The following is a 22,858-nucleotide window of genomic DNA, read 5'->3' as shown; positions in this document are numbered from 1 at the left end:
AGTTGGGTTAAAGTGGGGATTGGATTGACAATACACCATAAAGAACATTAAATATTAAAATCTCTTTTGGGGTTAAAAATATAAATTAAAAAGAAGAAAAATATTGAAACCGCTAAAAAATATTGATAATAATGATTGGCATTCTGAGATTTTACCAATGTTAGTGAGGAAGACATTTTTTTACGCAGCGCATCTAAGATTCTGTTTGGTGCTTCATTGATGTTATTTCCATCAATATAAGTTCCTCCTGTAGACTCAGCCATTTTTTTAAGCGCTTCCGTTTGTCTTTTAGAAATTACTGTTTCTCCGGCTCTGTCTGTTTTATATCCCATTAACTGTCCAAAAACATATTCGGGAACCGGTGCTCCTTCATCCGAACCTATTCCCACAGACGTAATCATTATTCCTTCTTTATTGGCGAGTTTTATAGCCGCATTATCGTTCCCTTCATTATCTTCACCATCGCTCAATAAAACAATCTTTCTTGAACCTTTACTTACATTCTTAAATTTATCAGCCGCTACCTGTACTGCTTTCAGGAAATCGGTTCCCTGGATTTGTACAGAATTGGTTTCAATCCCATTAATATAGGTTTCAGCAGAACTATAATCTGTTGTTAAAGGCAAAATAGAAACCGCTTCCCCCGCAAACATAACGATCCCTACTTTATCGCTTTTCATATTTTGCATGGTATTAATCATTACATTTTTTGCTTCTGTCAAACGACTTGGAGTAATATCCTCCGCATTCATAGAATTTGAAACATCAAGCATAAAGATTACATTATTCATCTTTTGATTGCTTTTCACTTCTTCCGATCCGTTTAACAAATCAATGATGGAAAAGATTAAAAACAACGTTCCCAAAAGATATAAAGCCGGGAAGATTTTAACAAACCCTGATCTTTTTTCAAACAATTCTTCATGAAACTGACTGTCTGCAAAAATGTTTCTCCTTTTATTGTTCCATTTCAGAAAACGAATCAACAAAGTAGCTAACAGCGGCAAAAGCAACAGCAACAATAAATACCAATAATTACCTAAATACCACTCCATCAGCTTAAAAATTTATAAAACACCCATCTCATCAAGGCATCGATAATTAACATTCCTAAAGCAATCCAAAGGAAAATTTTAAAATATTCCTGATAATTATAAAGTTTAGATACTTTAATATCAGATTTCTCCAATTGATTAATTTCATTATAAACCTCTTCCAAGCTACTGTTTGAGGTTGCTCTGAAGTATTTTCCGTTGGTAGTCTGCGCTACTTCTCTTAAAAGTTCCTCATCAATCATTACCTGAGTTTCTGTAAAGACAAGGTCTCCAAAAATATCCTGTTGGGTAGGCATTAGAGCATATCCATTCGTTCCAATTCCGATAGAATACACCTTTATATCATTGTTCTTAGCCAATTCCGCAGCTACTTGAGCAGGCATTGCATTTTCAATTGTATTCACCCCATCGGTCATTAAAATAATGATCTTGCTTTTTGCTTTACTGTTTCTAAGGTGATTTACCGCTACAGAAAGTCCCTCTCCAATAGCAGTTCCTGGTTGAAGTTCCAGCGGATTAAGATTTTTCAATTCATCAATAACAACCTGATGATCGGAAGTTACAGGAACTTTTGTAAATGCCTCTCCGGAATACGTCACCAACCCTACTCTATCATTTGGTCGTTGATTCACAAACTTAATAGCAATTTCTTTCAATGCCGTTAAACGATCCGGTGTTAAATCTTTGGCCAACATACTCAACGATACATCAACAGCCAACATAATATCAACTCCTTTTGTATCATCTTTGTCCTGAGAAACCGTGAATGTTCTTGGTCTGGCCATCGCAATGATCAACGCAGAAAGAATAAGATATTTGGATATTTTCAGTAAAAAAATTACGGCTACAATTCCGTCACTTCCTTCCATATTTTTTACGGTAGGAACCTTTATCCCCTTTCTCTTTTGCTTGCTTATATCTTTAAATAAAAGAGGAATAAACAACAGAAAAAGCAGTAAAAACCACGGACTATAAAATTCAAAATTAGGCATCTTTTCTCAGGTTTTCGAATTCTAAATCCTTTGATGATCTCTTTACAAAATCTCTAACGTCTGCAAAATCTTTTTCCATAGCATCTTTATCTGGGAAAGTTTTGGCAAATTTCACCAAGTCTCCTCTTAAAAACACATCTGCAATTACTTTCTCGTTTTCCTGAGAGATTGTATTATTTTTTTTCATTAAATCTATTAAATCATCCGTCAACAAAACATCTGCAGGCAAATGATATTGTTTGGTAATGAATTTTCTGGAAATATCGATCAATTCAACATAGAATGAACGGTAATTTCCCTCTTCAATATATTTTTTCTTTTTAAGAGAATCTAGTTCCTTCAAGGTCTGATTGGTTGCCACCGCCGGAGAACTTTTAGATTTCCTTCCCCATTTCATATACATTACAATAGCAATGATAAGAGCGATAACCGCTAAGGCTGCTAAAACATAAAATTTATACAACTCCCAATAATCTTTTGCCTCAAGCTTAACTTCCTTATTATTCATGATATCATTGATCTGATCTGCTTTTTGAGCCGTATTCAGAACCTCAATTTCATAAGGAATTGTTTTTAAAACCTTATCGCCTACTTTAAATTCCAATTCAGGAATGGTAAATTTCCCTTCTTCATAAACCGCAAATTCAATTTTTCTATAATAGATATCGGGGTTTTGGGCAATACTATCTTTAATTTCTTCAAAATGGAAAGGTAATAATTCGTTTTTGGGAGCCGCTAACACCTTTTCGTTATGAAGATTATTTATCGTCACAATAATAGAGGTCACCTCTCCCAAAGCAAGGGTTTTCTTCTCAAGATTGGAAGAAAGCATCTGTGAAAAAGCATTTGCACAGATTAAAAAAGACAGTATAAATAGTAATTTTTTCAATTTTATCATTTAATTCAATGATTATTTAAAAGCATTTTGTCATTCCGACAAAAGGAGGAATCTGAAACTTAATATTCTTAATGCCTTCAATATATCTTAATGTTTTAAAATTAATTATTAATCTAGATTCTTCACTTCGCTGTCGCTACGTTCTGAATGACAAACTTACTGTATGATTTCTTTATTTCTTCTGGAAATAACTATACAATAATTTTGAATAATCCGCACCCGTATTTACATTCATAAAACTGGCCGAACTGTTGGCAAAATCGTCTTCCAACGCTCTTACTTTTTGTTTCTGCGCTTCCGCAAAAGTATATCTCCATCGTGCACTGGAAGTATTTGCCCAAACTTGTTTTCCGGTTTCAGCATCATACAACAGCGCATAGCCTACATCAGGAATTTCGTTATCTTTTTCATCATAAATTCTCATTCCAAGCAAATGGTGTTTTTTTGAAGCTACACGAAGCATTTTAGAATCGTATTCATCTTCAAAATCTGAGAATAAGAAGACCAAAGATTTTCTCTTAAATATTCCCATCATATATTCCATTGCTTTATCTATTTTAGACACTGCCGGAACATAATCAGCTGTTAATATATTACTGATGATGGACAAAATATGTTTCCTTCCCTTTTGTGGTGGGATAACTTTATATACTTTATCTGCAAATAGAATGAGACCTACTTTATCATTATTTCCCGCCGCTGAAAAACCTAAACTGGCAGCAATTTCTGCTACATATTCTCTTTTCAACTGGGTTTTCGTTCCGTAATCCATGGAAGCAGAAATATCCACTAAGATCATCATCGTCAATTCTCTTTCCTCTTCCATTACTTTTACGAACGGCTCACGGAAACGAGCGGTTTTATTCCAATCAATTCTACGAATTTCATCGCCAAACTGATACGGACGAACCTCTGAAAAAGTCATTCCCTGTCCTTTAAAAGCACTGTGATATTGTCCCATCAAAGTAGCTTCCGTCTTCCTGCGAGTACGGATTTCTATTTGCTTTACTTTTTTTACAATATCTTTTATTTGCATATTCTGCGTTTGAGTGTATTAGAGTGCGAGTGCTTTTTTGAGTGTTTAAAAACTTCCATCTATTTAAACTCAATGGAAACATTCAACCATTCATCATCAAACTTCGGACTGTATTTTTTGTAGAAATTAATTGCTGGTTCGTTCCAATTTAATACTTGAAAAACCATTCCGCTGTATTGATTTGATTTTCCGTATTCTAAGGTAGCTTCAAATAGTTTCTTACCAATTTGTTTTCCTCTTAGTTTTTCGGTCACCACTAAATCTTCTAAATATAATCTTCTTCCTTTCCAAGTCGAATATCGATCATAATACAATGAAATTCCTACAATCTGTCCCTCAAATTCAGCAACAAAAGCGCCCCAAACCGGAGATTCACCAAAACCATCTTCGATAAATTGTGCGAGCGTTAAAGTTACTTCATGCAAAGCTTTTTCATATTCAGCCAATTCTTTAATCAACTCCAACATGGGAGCACAATCTTCCTGAACTGCTTTTCTGATTATAATTTCTTCCATTAAAAATTAGGGAGCTTGGATTTTTGCTAAAATTCTGTTAACTATTTCTTCTGAAGAGATCTCTTCTGCTTCTGCTTCAAATGTTAAACCAATTCTGTGTCTCAATACATCTTTCGCTAATTCTTTTACATCTTCAGGAATTACAAAAGCTCTTCCTCTCAAAAATGCATACGCTCTTGATGCAATAGCTAAGTTAATGGATGCTCTAGGTGATGCTCCAAAACTGATATAGTTTTTAAGTTCAGACAAACCGTAATTTTCAGGGTAACGGGTTGCAAATACCATATCCAGAATATACTTTTCAATTTTTTCGTCTAAGTAAATCTGATTGATTAATTCTTTCGCATCTATAATATTCTGCAGAGAAACTACTGGTTTTACGACAGGCTGATGAGAAGTAGAAACCATTCTCATTACCGTTCTTTCATCTTCAAATTTCGGATAATCTATCGTACATTTCAACATAAAACGGTCACTTTGCGCTTCAGGTAAAAGATAAGTTCCTTCCTGATCAATGGGGTTTTGCGTTGCCAATACCAAAAATGGTTTTGGAAGTTTCATCGTCTCATCACCAATTGTCACCTGCTTTTCCTGCATTACTTCTAAAAGGGCAGACTGCACCTTTGCCGGAGCACGGTTGATCTCATCTGCAAGAACGAAATTGGCGAAAACAGGGCCTCTTTTTATGGTAAAATCATTATCCTTAATATTGTAGATCATTGTTCCTACAACATCTGCAGGCAATAGATCCGGTGTAAACTGAATCCTTGAAAATTCACCATGAACAGCATCCGCCAACGTTTTTATAGCTAACGTTTTTGCCAATCCGGGAACTCCTTCCAACAGAACGTGCCCACCTCCTAACAACCCCACCAAAAGGCGGTCTATCATATATTCCTGACCAATGATAACCTTGTTGATTTCCTGTCTCAGAAGTGAAAATAAGTAATTTTGTTCCTTTATTTTTTCCGTCAACTGACGAATGTCTTCTGCTTGATGTGTATCTGACATAGTTTAAATTAAAATAAGTTGTAAATTTCTAATAAATACTTGCATTAATCAACACAATAAATGCCATTTTTGAGTTAAAGTTTGTTAAAAATTCCGAGGTTTAGCGAGATATCCAAAGCCAAGAGACCAATTTCTAATTCATAAAATCCGATCGAAAGCTTAATTAACTGATATTATAAATTCCATTCTTATAAAGAAATGATTACAATCAGCAGTAAAATTTTATTCCCTTTTCTGGAAAACTATTGTGAATTGGTAGCAAAAAGCACTATAAAATCATTGGTTAAATAATTTCATAGTGCTTCTTTATTTTATTTAATTGAGGAAAACGTAAGCTATACAGACGTATTAAAGCTTAGTAATAGCAATTGTAAATACATCTTCCGGTGCATCTGTTGTTTCTTCGTAAGATCCTACATTTACATAATATGTTGTTCCGGATATTGTAGAGATCGTAATTGTTTCTGCAGCACCACCACCGCCATTATCAGCCGAATCTACACAGGCTAAGTTAGTACAAGCACCACTGTATACATCTACCTGAGGATCAAAAGTACTACCGGCAGGCATCGTCACTTTAATCGTGTACTGACTGCCATCTCCAACTAATTTAAACCATGTTCCATCATTCATTGCATCAGGACAAACAGCTATATTTCCTGCGTTATTAGTGGTTGAAACAGCATCGTTTTGCGTATACGAATAAGGGAAAACAGAAGCTAATAAAGCACCTGAACAAGCATCATTTACAGGAACCGGCGGAACTGTTTTAAATATAACCTCTGCGCAACCTGAAGATTCAACACCTCCTGAAACGGCAGTAATTTTTAAATAATAATTGGTATCAGCATTAAGGGCAGTTGATGGAATAAAACTAGTTCCAGTTACTACCTGCTGATTAATCACATTCGTACTTCCCGAACTTGTTCCTATTGAGACTTTGTAAGAATCTGCACCAGAAACTGGAAACCATTTAATATTGGGAGATAAAGCAACAAATTGAGCGTTATTCGTAGGATAAGCAACGAAAGGACAGGCAGCAGTAGTCCTAGGTGTTAATCCTGAAATGGTAATTGCTGATTTGTAGTCTGCTCTTATTCCACCCGGTGGAGATGCAGGATCCACTACCATAACATCCCCTTTATAATAAAGAGTAGAAGATGGAAGATGTGAATACACTTTAAATGCCTCATCAAAATTATTAATATCGATGCTCGGAGCATTTTCTTTTGCTGCAACCACTAAATTATCTGTATTATTATAAGCAAATGGAGTAGTAAAAATCACTTCAACCTTATTGTTGTTTTTAATCACTGTGCCCGCAAATACCTGAGTCAACTGCGAAGCAGGAACCCAATCTGTACCGGATGTGAAAGCCGTCTTTGTTGTGTGCCCCAGATAAACCGTCCAATTTGAAGAATCAAAAAGAGTTGCAGAAGGATCTACATAAAATATAAGCCCTGTAATATTCCCTGCTGCATTCGCATTTACCTCTTGTTTAGGATAAATCTGCTGAACATAAGAATAGGAAAAAAAACTACTCACCGGAGCAGTTCCTACAGTGGTGCTTCCAATGTTTATATTTATTTGGGCATTAAATACCAACGATATCAATAATAAAGATAAAAGTAAAATTCTTTTCATAATTAATAAATTCAATATGGAATATAGTGCTAATTTAGTATTAAAGTTTTAATTTTCGTAATAAATATGATTATTTAATCACACCAATTAATTCTCATACTATTTTAAACTTAAATCGCTAACGCTACTTTATGATTATGATTTGTATAATTATCAACAAATCGCGATTTGTTTTGAAAAACCATTCAACAAACACTAAATTTAAATACATATTTTAATACATTTGTAACAAATACCAATAGCATGTATAAAAAACTATTCTTTATGAGTCTCTTTTCTGTGGGACTTTTTCAATCACAAACAACAACCATGGTGAATGTGATTTCACAAGCAGTTTATTATGATGGTTATGCACCAACGGTATCCGAACCGATTCCTCCCGGTCTTATAAGATTAGGCAACACGAGGTACGCAAAAAAACTTACAGATGCTGAACTGAATTCTTTTAAGGCAAAAATTGCTATGAGGGTATCCATAGGAGCACTTTGTGATAATTACGACCGTCTGGGAGAAGTTTTCTTGGCCTTAGTTCCTAAAAATCAATCTACTTATACAACAGACGATGTAAATGTAAAAAGAATAGAAGTAGGCAGATACATTACCCCTTTTATGAGCAAAAACCGCTCTCCTACGCAAGTGCCTTACACATATGATTTAAGCAATCTATATAATATCTTTCATGATGCTGCACTTCGCAGTACTTACGATATGTATATGGAACTTGATGTGTTTGGTGTTCCTTATGCAGCACAAACACAGGTTGCAGGATGCTCCGGAAGAATTGACGTTTTCTCAGGATCCCTTACTTTCTTTTCAACAGATGCAGGCGCTACTCCTACGGCATACAACAGTCTTACTCCCCTCTTAAGCTATACCAGAGTCAATAACTATAACAGTACAGATGTTCCCGGCGAAACGGTTAGGATTGTAAATTTTAATCTACCCAGCGCTGTTACCGACGCTCATTTCGTTGTAATATCTACACCTCATGGTGCCAACAGTGGTGGTGAAGAATATGTAAGAAGACAAAATTATACTTATATAGATGATGTACAGGCGCTGACCTATACTCCCGGAGGAATTTCATGCGAACCCTTCAGAGTATACAACACACAAGGCAACGGAATATATGGAGCTACTCCTAAAACATTTGACGATTGGACTTCATGGAACAACTGGTGTCCCGGCAACTCCGTCCCTATCAGAGGATTCACATTGCCTAGCATGACTGCTGGAAACCATACTTTGAAACACACCATACCAACCGCTGTTTTTAATCAGCAACAAGGCGATGTGTATTTATCTGTTTATATGCAGAGCAAAAGCAACGCAACTTTAAATGTGAAGGATATCAAAACAACCGATGTAAGTATATACCCCAACCCTACTTCCGACTTTGTTAATATAAAGTCACCAATAGAGGTAACATCTCTCACGTTATTTAGTATAGACGGAAGAAAATTATTTGAAAGCAACAAAGAAAACAAAATAGATATTTCTTCATACAATACAGGAATTTACATTCTGAATATCGTTTTGAAAGACGGAACTTCTTTCAAACATAAGATTATCAAAAAATAAAAAGAATTCGACTATTCTTTTTAAAACAATTAAAGAACCTCCTATTGAATATTTTCATAGGAGGTTCTTTATTGCGCCTAAAAAAGGAGTATGCCTTATATCGTTAATCATCTCCCAATTTAATCCTCACATTAGAAAATATCAAATCAGCAACTCAACCTTTGAAGGTATTAGATATCATCGTTAAAAAGAAATTACCCTTCTCAAAATCAACTATTTTAACATTTATTTTCCTTTAAACAAAAGAAAAACGAATACTTTTTTTAACATTTGTTTCTTTTGAAAACAGCATTTTAAATAATTTTAACCTTAATCTCACGTTTAAAAATTGTCATTTCCAGTTTATTAAACTATTTTTGGTGATTAAAAATTTTGTAAAATGAATTATCATTTTCAAGCCCACAGACAGGTGAGAAGAAACCTTCTGGATATTCTGCAAAACACGTCTCATGAAGACCTTTTGCTAATACCAGATGGCTTTAACAATAACATTTATTGGAATATTGCGCATACGGTTGCTACACAGCAACTTTTGCACTATTACCTAAGCGGAAACCCTTTCAGAATCGATAAATATTGGGTCGAAACATATAAGAAAGGAACCCTTCCGAACTTAAATGTACAAAAATCTGAAGTGGAAGATCTGGAGTTTTTATTAACCGAAACTTCAAAGATCTTAATGAAAGATTATGACAGCGATTTCTTCTCAGATTACACCCCTTATACTACAAGTTTTGGGATGGATCTGAAAAGTATTCAAGATGCCATCATCTTCAACAACATACATGAAAGCCTGCATTACGGATATGCAATGGCACAAAAAAGAGCAATTTTAGGAGAAAAATATTAAAATGACAGATAAAAAAGACGATTTTATTTTCGGGCTTCGTCCGGTAATTGAAGCTATTGAAGCAGGAAAAACTATTGACAAGATCTTTGTACAAAATGCATTGCAGGGCGATATTTATGCAGAACTGAAAACGATTTTAGCTAAAAATAAATTACGTCCTAACTACGTTCCGGTTGAAAAACTGAACCGTTTTACGAGAAAAAACCACCAAGGTGTTGTAGCTTTTATTTCGGATGTCCCTTTTCATAAAATAGAGGATGTTGTTCCTCAATTATTTGAAGAAGGAAAAACTCCATTTTTATTGATTTTGGATAGATTAACTGATGTAAGAAATTTCGGAGCCATCTGTAGAACTGCAGAATGTGTAGGAATTGACGCTATTATTATTCCTGAAAAAGGAGGAGCGCCAATTAATTCTGATGCTATCAAAACGTCTGCAGGAGCACTTTATAATATTAAAATTTGTAAAGAGCCTAATTTAGCTCATGTGGTAGATTATCTTCAACAAAGTGGAATTTCTGTATTTGCAGCTACTGAAAAAGCTCAAAAACTGATCTACGATGTAAGTTTCACAGAACCTTGTGCGATTGTAATGGGTAATGAGGAAACCGGAATTTCAAAAGAAGTGTTGCATCACGCAGACGAAAAAATAAAACTTCCTATTGAAGGGAAAACTCAGTCTCTAAACGTTTCTGTTGCATGTGGAGCGATCTTATATGAAGCAACAAGACAGAAATTAACGAAAGTAAATTAATAGATAACACATTCAAAATTAATTTAAATGAAAAACATAGCAGCATTTGCTCTACTATCATCTATAGCCCTAGTTTCTTGTAAAAAAGAAACGGCAACCGTAACCAAAGTAGATCCTAAAACAGGAAAAACAATCACCGTAGAAGTTCCGGCTGATTCTGTGGCGAAAGTTGTAGAAAACCCGGCAATTAAAGATTCTGCAGGAATTTACACTCAAACTTTTAAGCTTGAAAAAGGAAAGACTTATCCTCTTACAACCTACCAAAGAGATGTAAAAACAATGACGGATCCTCAAGGGAAATCTCTTAACGGAACCAGCGAATCTACAGATGAGATGACTTTCACTGTTAATGATATCAAAGGGAATGTGTATGACATGACTCTTAATCTTATCGGAAAAAGAAATTCTCAATCTGCAGACGGGAAAACAATTATTGTAGATACAAAACAGGCAATCCCGAAAGAGGATGATCTAAAAATGATCTGGAATATCAACAAAGCGCTTACAGGAAACAAACTGAATATGAAAATGGATACGAAAGGAAATGTACTTTCTATCACAGGTTTTGATGCAGTTTACACAAAAGTTTCTAATGCTGTAGGTACTCTTATTAAAGATAAAAACCAAAAAGAAAGCGTTGTTGCAAGTCTTAAGCAAAGCTTTAATGAAAAGGTATTGAAAGATCAATTCAATAAAAACCTTACGATCATTCCTAAAAAAGGAGCTAAGATCGGTGAAAAATGGACTAATTCTGAAAATGCAGACGCAAGCGGAGCTGTTAAAGTAACCTCAAACTACGTATTGAAAAGTGTAGGAAATGGTGTTGCTGAAATTGCTGTAACAGGAGGAATTCCTAAGAAAAGCGAAAAGAAAACCCAAGACAAGATCACGCATAGCTTAAGCAGCGAGCTTGTACAAAACGGTACGATTAAATTTGATCAAAGTACAGGATGGATCACCAATCAGAAAATTGATGTAGTCACTACTCAGATAGAAACCATTTCAGACGGAGCTCAATCTCAGTCTATGAAAAGTGTTTCTAAATCTTCTGTAATGGTAAACCCTTCTGCAAAATAAATGAAGTAAGTTTTAGGATAGAGAGTTGAAGAATTTGAGAATTTTTATGAGTCGTAAATACTTCTCGACAAACTTCTAGCTTTAAACTTAGAATCTTAAATAAAAATATTATGAAGTTCATTCTTGAGTTAATACTTACCGCGATTATTATTTTCTTTGTGTGGAATATTTTGAAAAGATTATTTTTTAAGACATTCTACAGTTATTTATTTAAAAATATCAAACAGAATAATAATACGCAGCAAAATACCAACAACTCGACTAAGGATAATCAAAAAATCCACTGGGATGCAGAAACAGTGGATTATGAAGAGGTAAAAGATAATAAAGACAAAAGGTAAAAAATACCTAAGAAAATAAAAGATAATAACCCGTATGGCGAAAAATAAAAACTTAATTTATACTGCAATTTCATTAGTTGTATTTATAGTTTTAGCATTTTTATATTCCACACCTGTTTTTACAGGAAAACAACTTTTTCAACACGATATTGTTCAGTATAGAGGCGGTGCAAAAGAACTTCTCGACTACAGAGCCAATACTGGCAGCGAAACGTATTGGAGTGATTCTATGTTTGGAGGAATGCCTACCTATCAGATGGGAAGCCAGTTTAAAGGAGATATCATCAAGAAAATTGATAGCAATCTGAACTTTTTTCCAAGACCCGTTAATTATCTTTTCTTACTTTTTGCAGGATTTTTCCTTTTAGGAATGGTAGCCGTCAGAAACTGGAAGTATGCTTTATTAGGCGCTACTTTCTTCGGACTCTCCACCTATTTCTATATTATTATCGCAGCGGGGCACAATGGTAAAGTGAATACTATTGAATATTTTGCGCCTCTTTTAGCCGGAATATTACTCGTTTATATCCGGAAAAGTTACATCTGGGGATTCATTGTCACTACCCTATTTATGGGGCTTCAGATAGCGGCAAACCATCCACAGATGACGTATTATCTTTTCATTGCACTAGGATTTTTATTCTTATCAGAATTAATCAGAGCCATTCAAAAGAAAACGCCGATGAAGCATTTTTTAATTTCTTCGGGAATTATTGCTGCTGCTTGCATCATTGGTGTGGGGATGAATTCTCAAAGAATCATGGCCAATGCAGAATATGTAAAAGAAACCGTTCGTGGAAAACAAATCCTGGATAACGAAACGCATACTTCAGGAAAATCCGGTATGGATAAAGAAAGTATGCTGATGTGGAGCTACGGAAGACTGGAAACTCTAAACCTATTTATTCCAAGATTAATGGGTGGCGGAAGTCAGGAACCTGAAGCAAAAGACATCATGAATAAAGCTCAGGAACTCGTTCAGGACAATGTGAAGTCACAAGCCGAAATGGATCGTGTATCTAAAGGCTTCGGAAGTGTAACCTATTGGGGTGACCAACCGGGAACTTCAGGGCCGGCTTATCAAGGAGCAATTGTTTGTTTCTTGGCTTTATTAGGCTTCTTTTTCGCTTGGAAAAAATACCGTTACTGGATCTTAGGCGCTTCTATTATAACCATTTTATTGGCTTGGGGAAGCAACTTTATGCCGTTGTCGGATTTCTTTATAGACTTTGTTCCTATGTATAATAAGTTCAGAGCACCGTCTTCTATCTTAGTTATTGTAGAATTATTATTTCCTTTAATTGCAATCATCGGATTATACAGATTCTTTACAGACGAGAAATTAACAGAAGAATACAAAAAGAAAATCCTTACCTACGTAAGCGGAGGAACGTTAGGATTTTTATTAATTCTATTGCTTTTCGGAAAGTCTTTATTAGGCTTTTACACAGAAAACGAAAAGTTATATCTTCCCCCTTTCCTATTAGATTTTCTGGTAGAAGAAAGATTCAAACTATTTAGAATTGATGCTATAAAAGCATTCATCTACGTTGCAATAGCAGCTGCTGTTTTATTCATGACAATGAAACAAAAGCTAAGTCAGAATATCGCTCTAATCATCATCGGAGTCGTGAGTTTATTTGATCTTTGGACGGTAAACAAGCGTTATTTAAATGATGACAACTATGTAGACAAAGTATTTGCTGAAAACCCTTTCCAAACAGAAAGTTCAGATCTATTGGCTGAAAAAGTACAGGCTAATCCTAGTTTAGGATCTATTTTATCCAGTGTACAGGTGAACAAAACTTTGGAAACAATTGCTGAAAAAGATAAAACACATTACAGAATATTCAACAACATTTTAGGAACATTCGGCGAGACGAATACTTCCTATTTTAAATCTTCAATCGGAGGATATCACGCTGTGAAATTGAGAAGATATGATGATGTTATCAATGAATATTTCCAGGTAATGGATTCTGTAAAGCTTCCCAACGTTCTTAATTTATTGAATGCTAAATATTGGGTTGTAGGCGGTCCGGAACAACCTCAAACAATGCCAAATCCTAAAGCTAACGGAAATGCATGGTTTGTAAGTGATCTTAAATTTGTAAACAGTCCTAATCAAGAAATTAAATCTATTGGAGTAATCGACAGTAAGAAAACAGCAGTTATTGCTTCTTCAGATAAAGAATATTTCAATAATAAACCGGTTCAGGCAGATCCAACAGCATTTATTAATTTAACGAATTATCAGCCGAATGAGTTAGAATTCAAATCAGAATCTAAGACTCCTCAATTGGCCGTATTCTCTGAAATTTATTATCCTCACGGGTGGAAAATTTTCATAGACGAGAAAGAAGTTCCTTACATTAAAGCTGACTATTTACTTCGTGCCGTACACGTTCCTGCAGGAAAACACAATATCAGAATGGTCTTTGAACCAGAAGTTATTGAAACAGGAAAATGGATCTCTTTACTTTGCTTCGGATTATTCATCGCATTGAGTGGATTTGGTATTTATTTCATTTACCGCAAAAGAGACAAAAGAAAAGTTGAGAATATTTAGGAATTCAAAAGTTTGAAAAAGGCTTTATTTTAATGATTACTCAAAAATATATTACAGACTTAACCTATAGAATTAATGGAGCTTGCATTGAGGTTCATAAAATTTTGGGTGCAGGTTTAGCAGAAATCGTATACCATAAAGCCTTAGAAAAAGAATTTAAATTAAGAAACATTGAATACAAGTCTGAATTTCAAATACCAGTAATTTATAAAGACGAAAATTTGAATTGTGATTTTAAATGTGATTTTTTAATCGAGAATTTAATAGTTTTAGAAATAAAATCTGTCGCCTCGATTTTAGATATTCATAAATCTCAAATTCTAAATTACATGAACTTATTAAAGGTTCCGAAAGGAATTCTCGTAAACTTCAATGTCAAAAATCTATATCACTTTGGTCAAGAAACTTTTATAAATAAATATTTTGAACAATACGATTAAAATGTTTACCTATATTTTGTCAACTATTGAATAGCTAAACAATAATAAAATCTTTTGCCTCTTTTGCGGTTAAAGTACATATAAATGGAACAAAAGAAAATATTAATCATCACTTATTACTGGCCTCCTGCGGGAGGTCCTGGTGTTCAAAGATGGTTGAAGTTTGCAAAATATTTACCTGAGTTTGGATGGAAGCCCGTAATTTTTACGCCCGAAAATCCGAGTTATCCGTTGTTGGATGAAAGTTTAATGAAAGATATTCCTGAGAATATTGAAATCGTTAAAACCAAGATCTGGGAACCTTATCAACTCGCCGAAAAGCTTAATAAAAGCAATAAAAAGTTTAAAGCCGGACAGTTCGATGTCGGTAAAAACCAAAGCTGGAAATCTAAACTTTCGATTTGGATACGAGGAAATTTTTTCATTCCTGACGCCAGAGTTTTTTGGGTAAAACCTTCCGTTACATTTTTAGAACAGTATTTAAAAGAAAATAAAATAGATGTTGTGGTCACTTCGGGGCCGCCACATTCTTTACATTTAATTGGTTTAAACCTTAAAAAGAAATTTCCAGATCTAAAATGGATTGCAGATTTTCGTGATCCCTGGACGGAGATTTCTTATTATAAACATTTAAAACTAACTAAAAGTTCAGACAAAAAACATCGACAATTAGAAAGTGATGTTTTCAAAAATGCTGATATCACCTTAGCAACAAGCTATACCGACGCTGAGAATTTCCGTAAAAATGGAGCGAATGCAGTTTGTATTACAAATGGTTTTGATGAATCTGATGCTACGACTCTGCTAAGTAAGACAGAGGAAAATCAACAGAATAATCCCCCAACTCTCAAACTCTCAAACCCTCCAACCCTCAAACTAAAATTTACCTTAAGTTATATTGGCGTATTAGAACAGCTTAGAAATCCTGAGAATCTTTGGAAAGTACTTGATGATTTAGTAGCAACTCATTCCAATTTTGCTGAAAGTTTTTCATTAAAATTGGTAGGAAGAATTGATGATAAAATTTTACACTCGATTGAAAATTCAGGTTTAAAAAATCACATTCTTAATTTAGGGTATATTTCCCATGATAAGGCCATTCAGGAAATGCAAAGTTCGGATATGCTGCTGATCACTAATTTCCCTAATGAATCTTCAAAAGGAATTATTCCGGGTAAAATATTTGAATATTTAGCAACAGGTAAACAAATCATTTCTTTTGGTCCTGACCAAGCAGATGTTTCAAAAATATTAAATGAGACGCATGCAGGAAAACATTTCAGCTACAAGGATTCTGAGACAATAAAGCATTTTATCTTAGAAAAATTTGAATTGTGGAAAAATGGAAACCTTCTTGAAAACAATCAAAATATTGAACAGTTTTCAAGAAAGAATCTTACCAAAAAATTGGTTGATATTTTAGATTAAATAGTCCATTGGTCATTAACAACGGCTACTAAATAATACTTTCCTTGAAATTCCTCAAACACAAAACGAAGCGTTTTCCAATCCATTTCGCTATTTTTTTCGGTGCCTTTGGTATAGTTTTCTGTGAAGCTATGTTTAGGATATATCTTTTCTAAATTATTCAGAGAATTTCCTGTACCCTGAGCTTTATCTAAAGAAAATTGAGCCGCAGTAAAGTCTTTTGAAAAGACCCATTTGTCTAAATAATCATTGATCGTTGCTTTGTACAAATCTCCAGAACCATCATGAGCTCCCCAGGTAAAAATAGTTTTTGTGGGCTGTAATTTTTCAAATTCAGATTTAGAAAAGTGTTTATCTTCCTTAGGATTGATAAAGGCATACATAGAAAAAGTGATGCCCTTCTCAGGATGAATATATTCAGCGAATGCTTTGTAGTTTTTACTTTTTAAAGCCTGTAAAATTTCATCATTCGATTTTTTCAACACTTCAGCTTTATTAGCTGTAATTTGGCTAGTAGCATTTGTACTATCTGTTTTCACTTGTGCCGTAGAATCTACTTTGTTATCTACAGGTTTATTAATTTCCTTTTTACAAGCTACCAAACTTATCAATAATACGGGTAGTAATAATTTTTTCATTTTTTTATGTTAGGCAGAATAGATACCAAAACTAATGCCAGCTTCTAAAGTATTTTAAATCATATTAAATAGTTAGAATGACACCATCTTATTTTTAATCAATAGAAAATCTTTTTCTGAAATCTCTAAAAATCCAAACCGAAAATAGAAACCCCATTTCTTCTTATCTGCAATAAAATCTAAGTCGTCAATTAAAGGAAGAATTGACACATCTTTGCTCTCATAAAAATCTACATTTCTACGAAACGGCTGGAAATCTGCAGAAGACATTACCCCCTGATAAAGCTCTTCATCTTTAATCTCTCCTATCGCAGTAAAACACTGGCATTTTTCCTCTTTTTCAAAGTAGAGCTTCGGAGAATAATAAATGATACTATCTCCTTTCCTGAGTCTTTTTAAAGAAGTAGATTTCCCATGATTAGACTGCATAAACCCGCCCTGTACTCCTCTTTCAATATGATCTTTTGATGCAACAGCAATATAATATTTCATTCTTGGATATTCATGAATTCAATTAAAGGTAAGAAAGTTTTTCAATATCTTCGCATGATGGAAGTTTTAGATATTCTTATTGTCGGAGCAGGGCCAATTGGTCTTAATTGTGCGCTTGAAGCTAAAAAAAATAATCTGACTTATTTAATTATAGAAAAAGGAACCATTGTAAATTCGTTATACAACTATCCTTTATATATGCGATTTTTCTCGACCGCAGAAAAATTAGAAATAGATGAGATCCCCTTCATTTCAGCTGCTCCAAAACCAGGAAGACAAGAAGCATTAGAATATTATCAGGGAATTGCCAGACAGAAAAACATTCATATTAATCTGTATGAAAGAGTACTCAATGTTGCTAAAAACGAAGCTATTTTTGAAATTAAAACTTCAAAAGCAACATACTACGCCAAAAATGTAATTATCTCTACAGGATTCTATGATATCCCTAATTTGATGAATCTTCCAGGAGAAAATCTACCCAAAGTAAAGCATTATTACACCGAACCTTACCCTTATGCAAAGCAGAAAATTGTAGTCGTGGGTTCCAGCAATTCATCTGTAGATGCAGCGCTGGAAACGTATCGAAAAGGAGCTGAAGTCACCATGATTGTTCGCCATTCTGAAATATCAAAAAATGTAAAATATTGGGTAAAACCTGATATTGAAAACAGGATAGCTGAAGGAAGTATTGCCGCTCACTTCAATTCTGAGATTATTGAAATAAAGGAAAACGCTGTTATTTTTAAAGATGAAAATGGAAAAATCAACGAAATTGAAAATGATTTTGTATTGGCGATGACAGGCTATCTTCCTGATTTTGATTTCTTACTCAATTCAGGAATTGATCTCCAGGGAGACTGTTTAAATCCTATTTACCATCCCGAAACAATGGAAACAAATATCAAAAACCTTTATTTGGCTGGCGTTGTTTGTGGTGGAAAAGACACCCATCTTTGGTTTATTGAGAATTCAAGAATTCATGCAGAAATGATCATAAAAAATATCATTAAGTAAAATAAACAGCTTTTTCATCAATTCTAAGGAATGTAAATATTCAATATGCTATCAATAGTAAAATTATTTCTATTGATAATTTTAACCATCAACATTAAAAATAATAAATAAATACTTTGTTTGAATTTATCTAATTGATAATACACTAAATACTACAATTACTTGAATTATTTCATTATTACTTGAATAAATATCGTACATTTATTCAAGCAACACAAATACATAAAATGATGAAAAATTCAAGAAAAACCCAAATCTTTGGCGTTGTTCTAGTAACGCTATTAGCAAACTCTTGCAGACAAGAAAGTACGGAAATTGGAAATGATCAAATCACTCCTACCGACAACCAACAAACTGGACGTATGATCAGTGATGAAGTTCAAAAAAAGTTTATAGCTGACAATGGATTAAAACTTATTGGAACAATTAATATTGCGCCAACTAATGAAAACCAGTCCAGCATCAAAAGAAGGGTCACCAACCATTCAGACACTTATAACCCCCGAAAACCTTCAACAATTAGGTCTCAATAACCAAAGTATTCTCAACATTTATAAAAATAAATTTGGCAATGACATAACAGGAGTTATTGTAAATGACTATAAAACAAATGCTAGCTTAACACGTCCTGCAAACAACAATGCAAGGGCTTATGTGAAAACAGAACTTCCTGTGATAGAAAGTTTTGTTGGAGACCCAGATCAAAGCCAAGTAGTATTTAGCGGTACAAGTATTTATAATGCAACCTCGAATCCTATGACCTATAATAAAACGATTAGCTATAGTAATTTGACTTCAATGACGAATACCATTACCTTAGCAGCAGGTCTTACGGTAGGTGCAAAGATATCAATTACCCTAAGTTCTCCCCAAGGAAGCTTAGGATTACCTCAAGGCGTAAGTATACCTCTTCCGTTTATATCAGGAACCGCAGAAGCTTCAATAGAAGCAACCTTAAGCGCAACAGCATCAAGCTCTGTCGTTAAGCAGGTATCCAATACTATCACCGAAACAATAAATCCTATTGTTCCACCTAATAAAAAGTTATTTGTATATATTGTGCAAAAAGTACAGCAAGGTTCTATTACCTATAAAATTCCAATCACCTATCCTGGTGCAGTGATTACGAAAAAAGGTGATGCTTACACCAATTATGCAGCTTCTTTTCTTCAAAGAGATAAAACATTACAACGTGCTACTGTTAGATATGGATTTAATACAGAGGCTCAGATCTATGTAAAAGAGCTTGAAATGAATGAGGCCACTCCAGTTATTCATTAAACAACTTATTATATATAAATGAAAAGAGTTACTTTATAAGGTAACTCTTTTTCATTATTTGATGTGTTAGCAAAAATCCAATTTATAGATTTTAACTCATTTCTTTATCCTCTGTTTCTCTATCTTTCAGCATCCATGGAACCACAAAATAAAATGCAATTGCAATACCTGTCGCCAAGACTCCGGTCCCAATCCACAAGGCATTGAATCCGAATTTTTGAGCAAGCATTGTTCCGATGTATGGAGTAATAATAAATGCTATTGAAAACGAAATTCCATTCAATCCCATGTAGGCTCCTTTGTTGTTTTTTCCTGAACGCATTGCGGTGATTGTAGACATAAAAGGGAGTGTCCAAATCTCCCCAATACAAAGTAATGTCATGGAAATAATCAACGTAATCATACTGTAATCAAACGCTATCATGGCATAAGAAAATCCGCAAATGAAAGTTCCTAAAAGCATTGTTATTGCTAAACTGAAATACTTTTCGGCAATTTGTACAAACCCCATTTCAAGCAAGACAATTAAGAATCCGCTATATCCTAAAATATATCCTATACTCTGCTGGCTTAAATGCGCTGTATCTTTATAGAAGATCGTCAACGTGCTGAATAACTGGAAAAAGCATATTGAAAACAACATACAAAAGAAACAGTACACAAGGAACTTACGGTCTTTATACGGTGAGTTCTCTTTTTTGATAATGATTGCTTCTTTTACTTTTTTGGCTCTTAATTTGGCTAATTTATTTCGTTTCCCAAAGAACCAGATATACATTAATCCGGCTGTCAAAGCAGCAAATGCATTACTGAAAAATAAAAATTCGTAAGAAATTGCAGATAAAATTCCGCCCAAAGCAGGACCGATAGAGAATCCCAAATTCACAGCCATACGGTTGAGTGAAAATGCTCTTGTGATATTTTCAGGTCTTGCATACTTCGTGATCGCTACCGAGTTGGCAGGTCTGAACGTTTCGCTCACAATACTTTGCGCTAGAATAATTCCCGCCACTCCAACTTCTGTATTAAAGATCGGAATTAAACAAAATAAAGGTACACTCAGTAATAAACTTAAATACTGTACTTTATATTCTCCAATTTTATCGGTAATCATCCCACCCAACCAAGAGCCCAATACAGAACCAATTCCGAAAAAACTCAGAACAACTCCGGTATTCTCTATACTGAAATGTAAATGATCGGTCATGTATACTCCTAAAAACGGAAGTACCATAGAACCTGCACGGTTGATGAGCATTACCAAGGCCAACATCCAACTTTCCTGAGAAAGTCCCTTAAACGAGTTGGTATATACGCTTATTAATTTCACAATTTTTTAATTTTAAAACAAAAGAACAGGGCCTATACAATAAGCCCTGTTCTCTTTATATTAGTATAAATAGATTTTTACTCCGGCTTATAAGAGTCTTTTAATGTTACCGTACGGTTAAATACCAATTTAGCATCCGTAGAATCCTGATCTTTCGTAAAATATCCAATTCTTTGGAATTGAAGAGGTTCTCCAATAGCAACATCTTTTAAACTAGGTTCAGCAAAACCTTGAATTGTAGAGACCGATTCAGGATTAATAAAATCCAAGAAATCTACATCTTTTTCAGCATCAGGCTGTTCCACAGTGAATAAGTTATTGTAAATTCTTACATCTACAGGAAGGGCATGTTTTGCAGACACCCAATGTAATGTCCCTTTTACTTTTCTTAAACTTTCCTCAGTTCCACTCCCCGACTTACTTTTCTCGTCATAAGAAGCGTAAATGGTTGTAATCTCTCCGTTTTCATCTTTCTCCACTCTTTCAGCTTTGATGATGTAAGCAGATTTTAAACGAACTTCTCCACCTAATTTTAATCTAAAGAATTTATTGTTCGCTTCTTCTTTAAAGTCTTCACGCTCAATATATAATTCTCTAGAGAAAGGAACTTGCCTTGTTCCGGCATTTTCCTGCTCAGTATTATTTTCAGTGTCTAACCACTCTTCATTTCCTTCAGGATAGTTTTCAATCACCAATTTTACAGGATCTACCACTGCCATCAAACGTTTAGCCACTTTATTCAAGTCTTCACGGACGCAAAAATCCAATAATTGAATCTCAATAAGATTTTCTCTTTTGGCAACTCCCACTTTCTCAATAAAATTCTTGATAGAAGTAGGGGTAAAACCTTTCCTCCTCATTCCTGAAATTGTAGGCATCCTCGGATCATCCCATCCTGTCACTGCATTTTCAGCAACAAGCCTTTGCAGCTTCCTTTTGGAAGTGATCATATAAGAAACATTCATCCTTGCAAATTCTCTTTGCTTAGGCGCTACTTTAGATTCATCATACACCTGCTCCAAATACCAATTATAAAGCGGTCTGTGATTTTCAAATTCTAACGAACATAATGAATGGGATACTTGCTCTAAATAATCAGACTCCCCATGAGCCCAGTCGTACATTGGATAAATTTTCCATTCTGTACCTGTTCTGTGGTGAGGTCTTTTTAAAATTCTGTACATAACAGGGTCACGCATATTCATATTAGGCGAAACCATATCAATTTTTGCACGAAGAGACATTGAACCTTCTTCAAACTCCCCATTTTTCATCCTTTCGAATAAATCTAAAGATTCATCAACAGGACGATTTCTGAACGGAGATTCAACACCCGGTTCTGTAGGATTTTTTCTTTGTTCTGTTATCGTTTGAGATGGCTGCTCATCAACATAAGCTTTCTGCTCTTTGATCAACTTAACAGCCCAATCATAAAGCTGCTGGAAGTAGTCTGATGCATACAATTCTTTATCCCATTTGAAACCTAGCCATTCGACGTCTTTTTTAATAGAATCTACAAATTCCTGTTCTTCTTTTTCAGGATTTGTATCGTCAAAACGAAGGTTTACGGGAGCATTGTATTTTTCACCCAAACCAAAATTGATACAGATGGCTTTTGTGTGCCCAACATGTAAATATCCATTCGGTTCAGGAGGAAAACGGAAACGGATTTGATCTCTGTTTAAACCGTTTGCTAAATCATCTTCTATAATTTGCTCAATAAAATTGAGAGATTTTTTTTCTTCTTCCATTAAGTCAGCTTTTAAATATCACATTTTGTGACAATTTGCAAATTTAGGAAATTTCACGGGTTTATGAAAATGTAAAATCCTAAAAATAACAAGTTAAAAAATTATGATTTTCTTTTAAAATATGCAGAAAAATGCTTAAATTCACTAAAACTAACACT

21 protein-coding genes are annotated in these 22,858 nt (G+C 34.3%); 10 read left to right on the top strand and 11 right to left on the bottom strand.

What is annotated here, in order from left to right:
• Positions 1-47: 47 nt before the first annotated feature.
• The 7 genes from AMQ68_RS24335 to AMQ68_RS24305 form a co-directional block, all read right to left on the bottom strand.
• Positions 48-1,055 (bottom strand): VWA domain-containing protein, encoded by a 1,008-nt coding sequence (locus AMQ68_RS24335; RefSeq protein WP_054513197.1) that lies wholly within the window; start codon positions 1,053-1,055, stop codon positions 48-50.
• A complete protein-coding gene (locus tag AMQ68_RS24330) occupies positions 1,055-2,047 on the bottom strand; it encodes a VWA domain-containing protein (protein ID WP_054513196.1) in 993 nt (330 codons plus the stop codon). The genes AMQ68_RS24335 and AMQ68_RS24330 overlap by 1 nt, the downstream gene beginning before the upstream one ends.
• A complete protein-coding gene (locus AMQ68_RS24325) occupies positions 2,040-2,945 on the bottom strand; it encodes a BatD family protein (protein WP_054513195.1) in 906 nt (301 codons plus the stop codon). Before AMQ68_RS24325 ends, AMQ68_RS24330 begins: the two co-directional genes overlap by 8 nt.
• 172 nt (positions 2,946-3,117) lie before the next feature.
• Positions 3,118-3,981, bottom strand: coding sequence for a DUF58 domain-containing protein (locus AMQ68_RS24320; RefSeq protein ID WP_054513194.1), 864 nt, complete (start codon positions 3,979-3,981; stop codon positions 3,118-3,120).
• A 59-nt stretch (positions 3,982-4,040) separates the two neighbouring features.
• Positions 4,041-4,496 carry a GNAT family N-acetyltransferase gene (locus AMQ68_RS24315; RefSeq protein WP_054513193.1) on the bottom strand — a complete coding sequence of 152 codons (456 nt, stop codon included), beginning with the start codon at positions 4,494-4,496 and terminating at the stop codon, positions 4,041-4,043.
• A gap of 6 nt (positions 4,497-4,502) precedes the next feature.
• A complete protein-coding gene (locus tag AMQ68_RS24310) occupies positions 4,503-5,507 on the bottom strand; it encodes a MoxR family ATPase (RefSeq protein WP_054513192.1) in 1,005 nt (334 codons plus the stop codon).
• A 348-nt stretch (positions 5,508-5,855) separates the two neighbouring features.
• The gene (locus tag AMQ68_RS24305; RefSeq protein ID WP_054513191.1) at positions 5,856-7,151 is read right to left on the bottom strand and encodes a hypothetical protein; all 1,296 of its coding nucleotides are present in this window, start codon (positions 7,149-7,151) and stop codon (positions 5,856-5,858) included.
• Positions 7,152-7,394: 243 nt separating this feature from the next.
• On the opposite strand from AMQ68_RS24305, the gene AMQ68_RS24300 reads away from it, so the two are divergent.
• The 8 genes from AMQ68_RS24300 to AMQ68_RS24265 all read left to right on the top strand — a co-directional run bounded on the left by AMQ68_RS24300 (position 7,395) and on the right by AMQ68_RS24265 (position 16,191).
• Positions 7,395-8,732 carry a peptide-N-glycosidase F-related protein gene (locus AMQ68_RS24300; RefSeq protein ID WP_054513190.1) on the top strand — a complete coding sequence of 446 codons (1,338 nt, stop codon included), beginning with the start codon at positions 7,395-7,397 and terminating at the stop codon, positions 8,730-8,732.
• Between the two features lie 379 nt (positions 8,733-9,111).
• Positions 9,112-9,582 (top strand): DinB family protein, encoded by a 471-nt coding sequence (locus AMQ68_RS24295; protein WP_054513189.1) that lies wholly within the window; start codon positions 9,112-9,114, stop codon positions 9,580-9,582.
• Between the two features lies 1 nt (position 9,583).
• Positions 9,584-10,336 carry a 23S rRNA (guanosine(2251)-2'-O)-methyltransferase RlmB gene (gene rlmB, locus AMQ68_RS24290; protein WP_054513188.1) on the top strand — a complete coding sequence of 251 codons (753 nt, stop codon included), beginning with the start codon at positions 9,584-9,586 and terminating at the stop codon, positions 10,334-10,336.
• Between the two features lie 27 nt (positions 10,337-10,363).
• Entirely contained in the window at positions 10,364-11,413 is a 1,050-nt protein-coding gene (locus AMQ68_RS24285) for a DUF6263 family protein (protein ID WP_054513187.1), read from the top strand.
• A gap of 110 nt (positions 11,414-11,523) precedes the next feature.
• Positions 11,524-11,754, top strand: coding sequence for a hypothetical protein (locus AMQ68_RS24280; RefSeq protein ID WP_054513186.1), 231 nt, complete (start codon positions 11,524-11,526; stop codon positions 11,752-11,754).
• A 34-nt stretch (positions 11,755-11,788) separates the two neighbouring features.
• Positions 11,789-14,323 carry a YfhO family protein gene (locus AMQ68_RS24275; protein WP_054513185.1) on the top strand — a complete coding sequence of 845 codons (2,535 nt, stop codon included), beginning with the start codon at positions 11,789-11,791 and terminating at the stop codon, positions 14,321-14,323.
• A 32-nt stretch (positions 14,324-14,355) separates the two neighbouring features.
• Entirely contained in the window at positions 14,356-14,763 is a 408-nt protein-coding gene (locus tag AMQ68_RS24270; RefSeq protein WP_054513184.1) for a GxxExxY protein, read from the top strand.
• A gap of 84 nt (positions 14,764-14,847) precedes the next feature.
• Positions 14,848-16,191, top strand: coding sequence for a glycosyl transferase family 1 (locus tag AMQ68_RS24265; protein WP_054513183.1), 1,344 nt, complete (start codon positions 14,848-14,850; stop codon positions 16,189-16,191).
• Here AMQ68_RS24265 and AMQ68_RS24260 read toward each other — a convergent pair.
• Both AMQ68_RS24260 and AMQ68_RS24255 read right to left on the bottom strand, forming a co-directional pair.
• Positions 16,188-16,829: a hypothetical protein gene (locus tag AMQ68_RS24260; RefSeq protein WP_054513182.1), complete on the bottom strand. Its 642-nt coding sequence runs from the start codon at positions 16,827-16,829 to the stop codon at positions 16,188-16,190. The genes AMQ68_RS24265 and AMQ68_RS24260 overlap by 4 nt on opposite strands.
• A gap of 72 nt (positions 16,830-16,901) precedes the next feature.
• Complete coding sequence (locus tag AMQ68_RS24255) at positions 16,902-17,339, bottom strand: EVE domain-containing protein (RefSeq protein ID WP_054513181.1); 438 nt, start codon at positions 17,337-17,339, stop codon at positions 16,902-16,904.
• Positions 17,340-17,378: 39 nt separating this feature from the next.
• Between AMQ68_RS24255 and AMQ68_RS24250 the strand changes: the two genes are divergently transcribed.
• Positions 17,379-18,338, top strand: a complete 960-nt coding sequence (locus AMQ68_RS24250; protein ID WP_054513180.1) for a YpdA family putative bacillithiol disulfide reductase — start codon at positions 17,379-17,381, stop codon at positions 18,336-18,338.
• Positions 18,339-18,782: 444 nt separating this feature from the next.
• On the top strand, positions 18,783-19,619 hold the full coding sequence (locus tag AMQ68_RS24245) for a hypothetical protein (RefSeq protein WP_054513179.1): 837 nt from the start codon (positions 18,783-18,785) through the stop codon (positions 19,617-19,619).
• A 91-nt stretch (positions 19,620-19,710) separates the two neighbouring features.
• Here the strand turns inward: AMQ68_RS24245 and AMQ68_RS24240 are convergent, their stop codons facing one another.
• Both AMQ68_RS24240 and AMQ68_RS24235 read right to left on the bottom strand, forming a co-directional pair.
• Positions 19,711-20,949: an MFS transporter gene (locus AMQ68_RS24240; RefSeq protein WP_241775206.1), complete on the bottom strand. Its 1,239-nt coding sequence runs from the start codon at positions 20,947-20,949 to the stop codon at positions 19,711-19,713.
• Between the two features lie 77 nt (positions 20,950-21,026).
• Positions 21,027-22,700 (bottom strand): glutamine--tRNA ligase/YqeY domain fusion protein, encoded by a 1,674-nt coding sequence (locus tag AMQ68_RS24235; RefSeq protein ID WP_054513178.1) that lies wholly within the window; start codon positions 22,698-22,700, stop codon positions 21,027-21,029.
• Between the last annotated feature and the right edge of the window lie 158 nt (positions 22,701-22,858).

The sequence above is a fragment of the Chryseobacterium sp. ERMR1:04 genome, assembly GCF_001297705.1.
Taxonomy (GTDB): Bacteria; Bacteroidota; Bacteroidia; order Flavobacteriales; family Weeksellaceae; genus Chryseobacterium.
The sequence above is the reverse complement of the archived record's forward strand: the minus strand, read 5'-3'. Positions and strand labels throughout refer to the sequence as shown.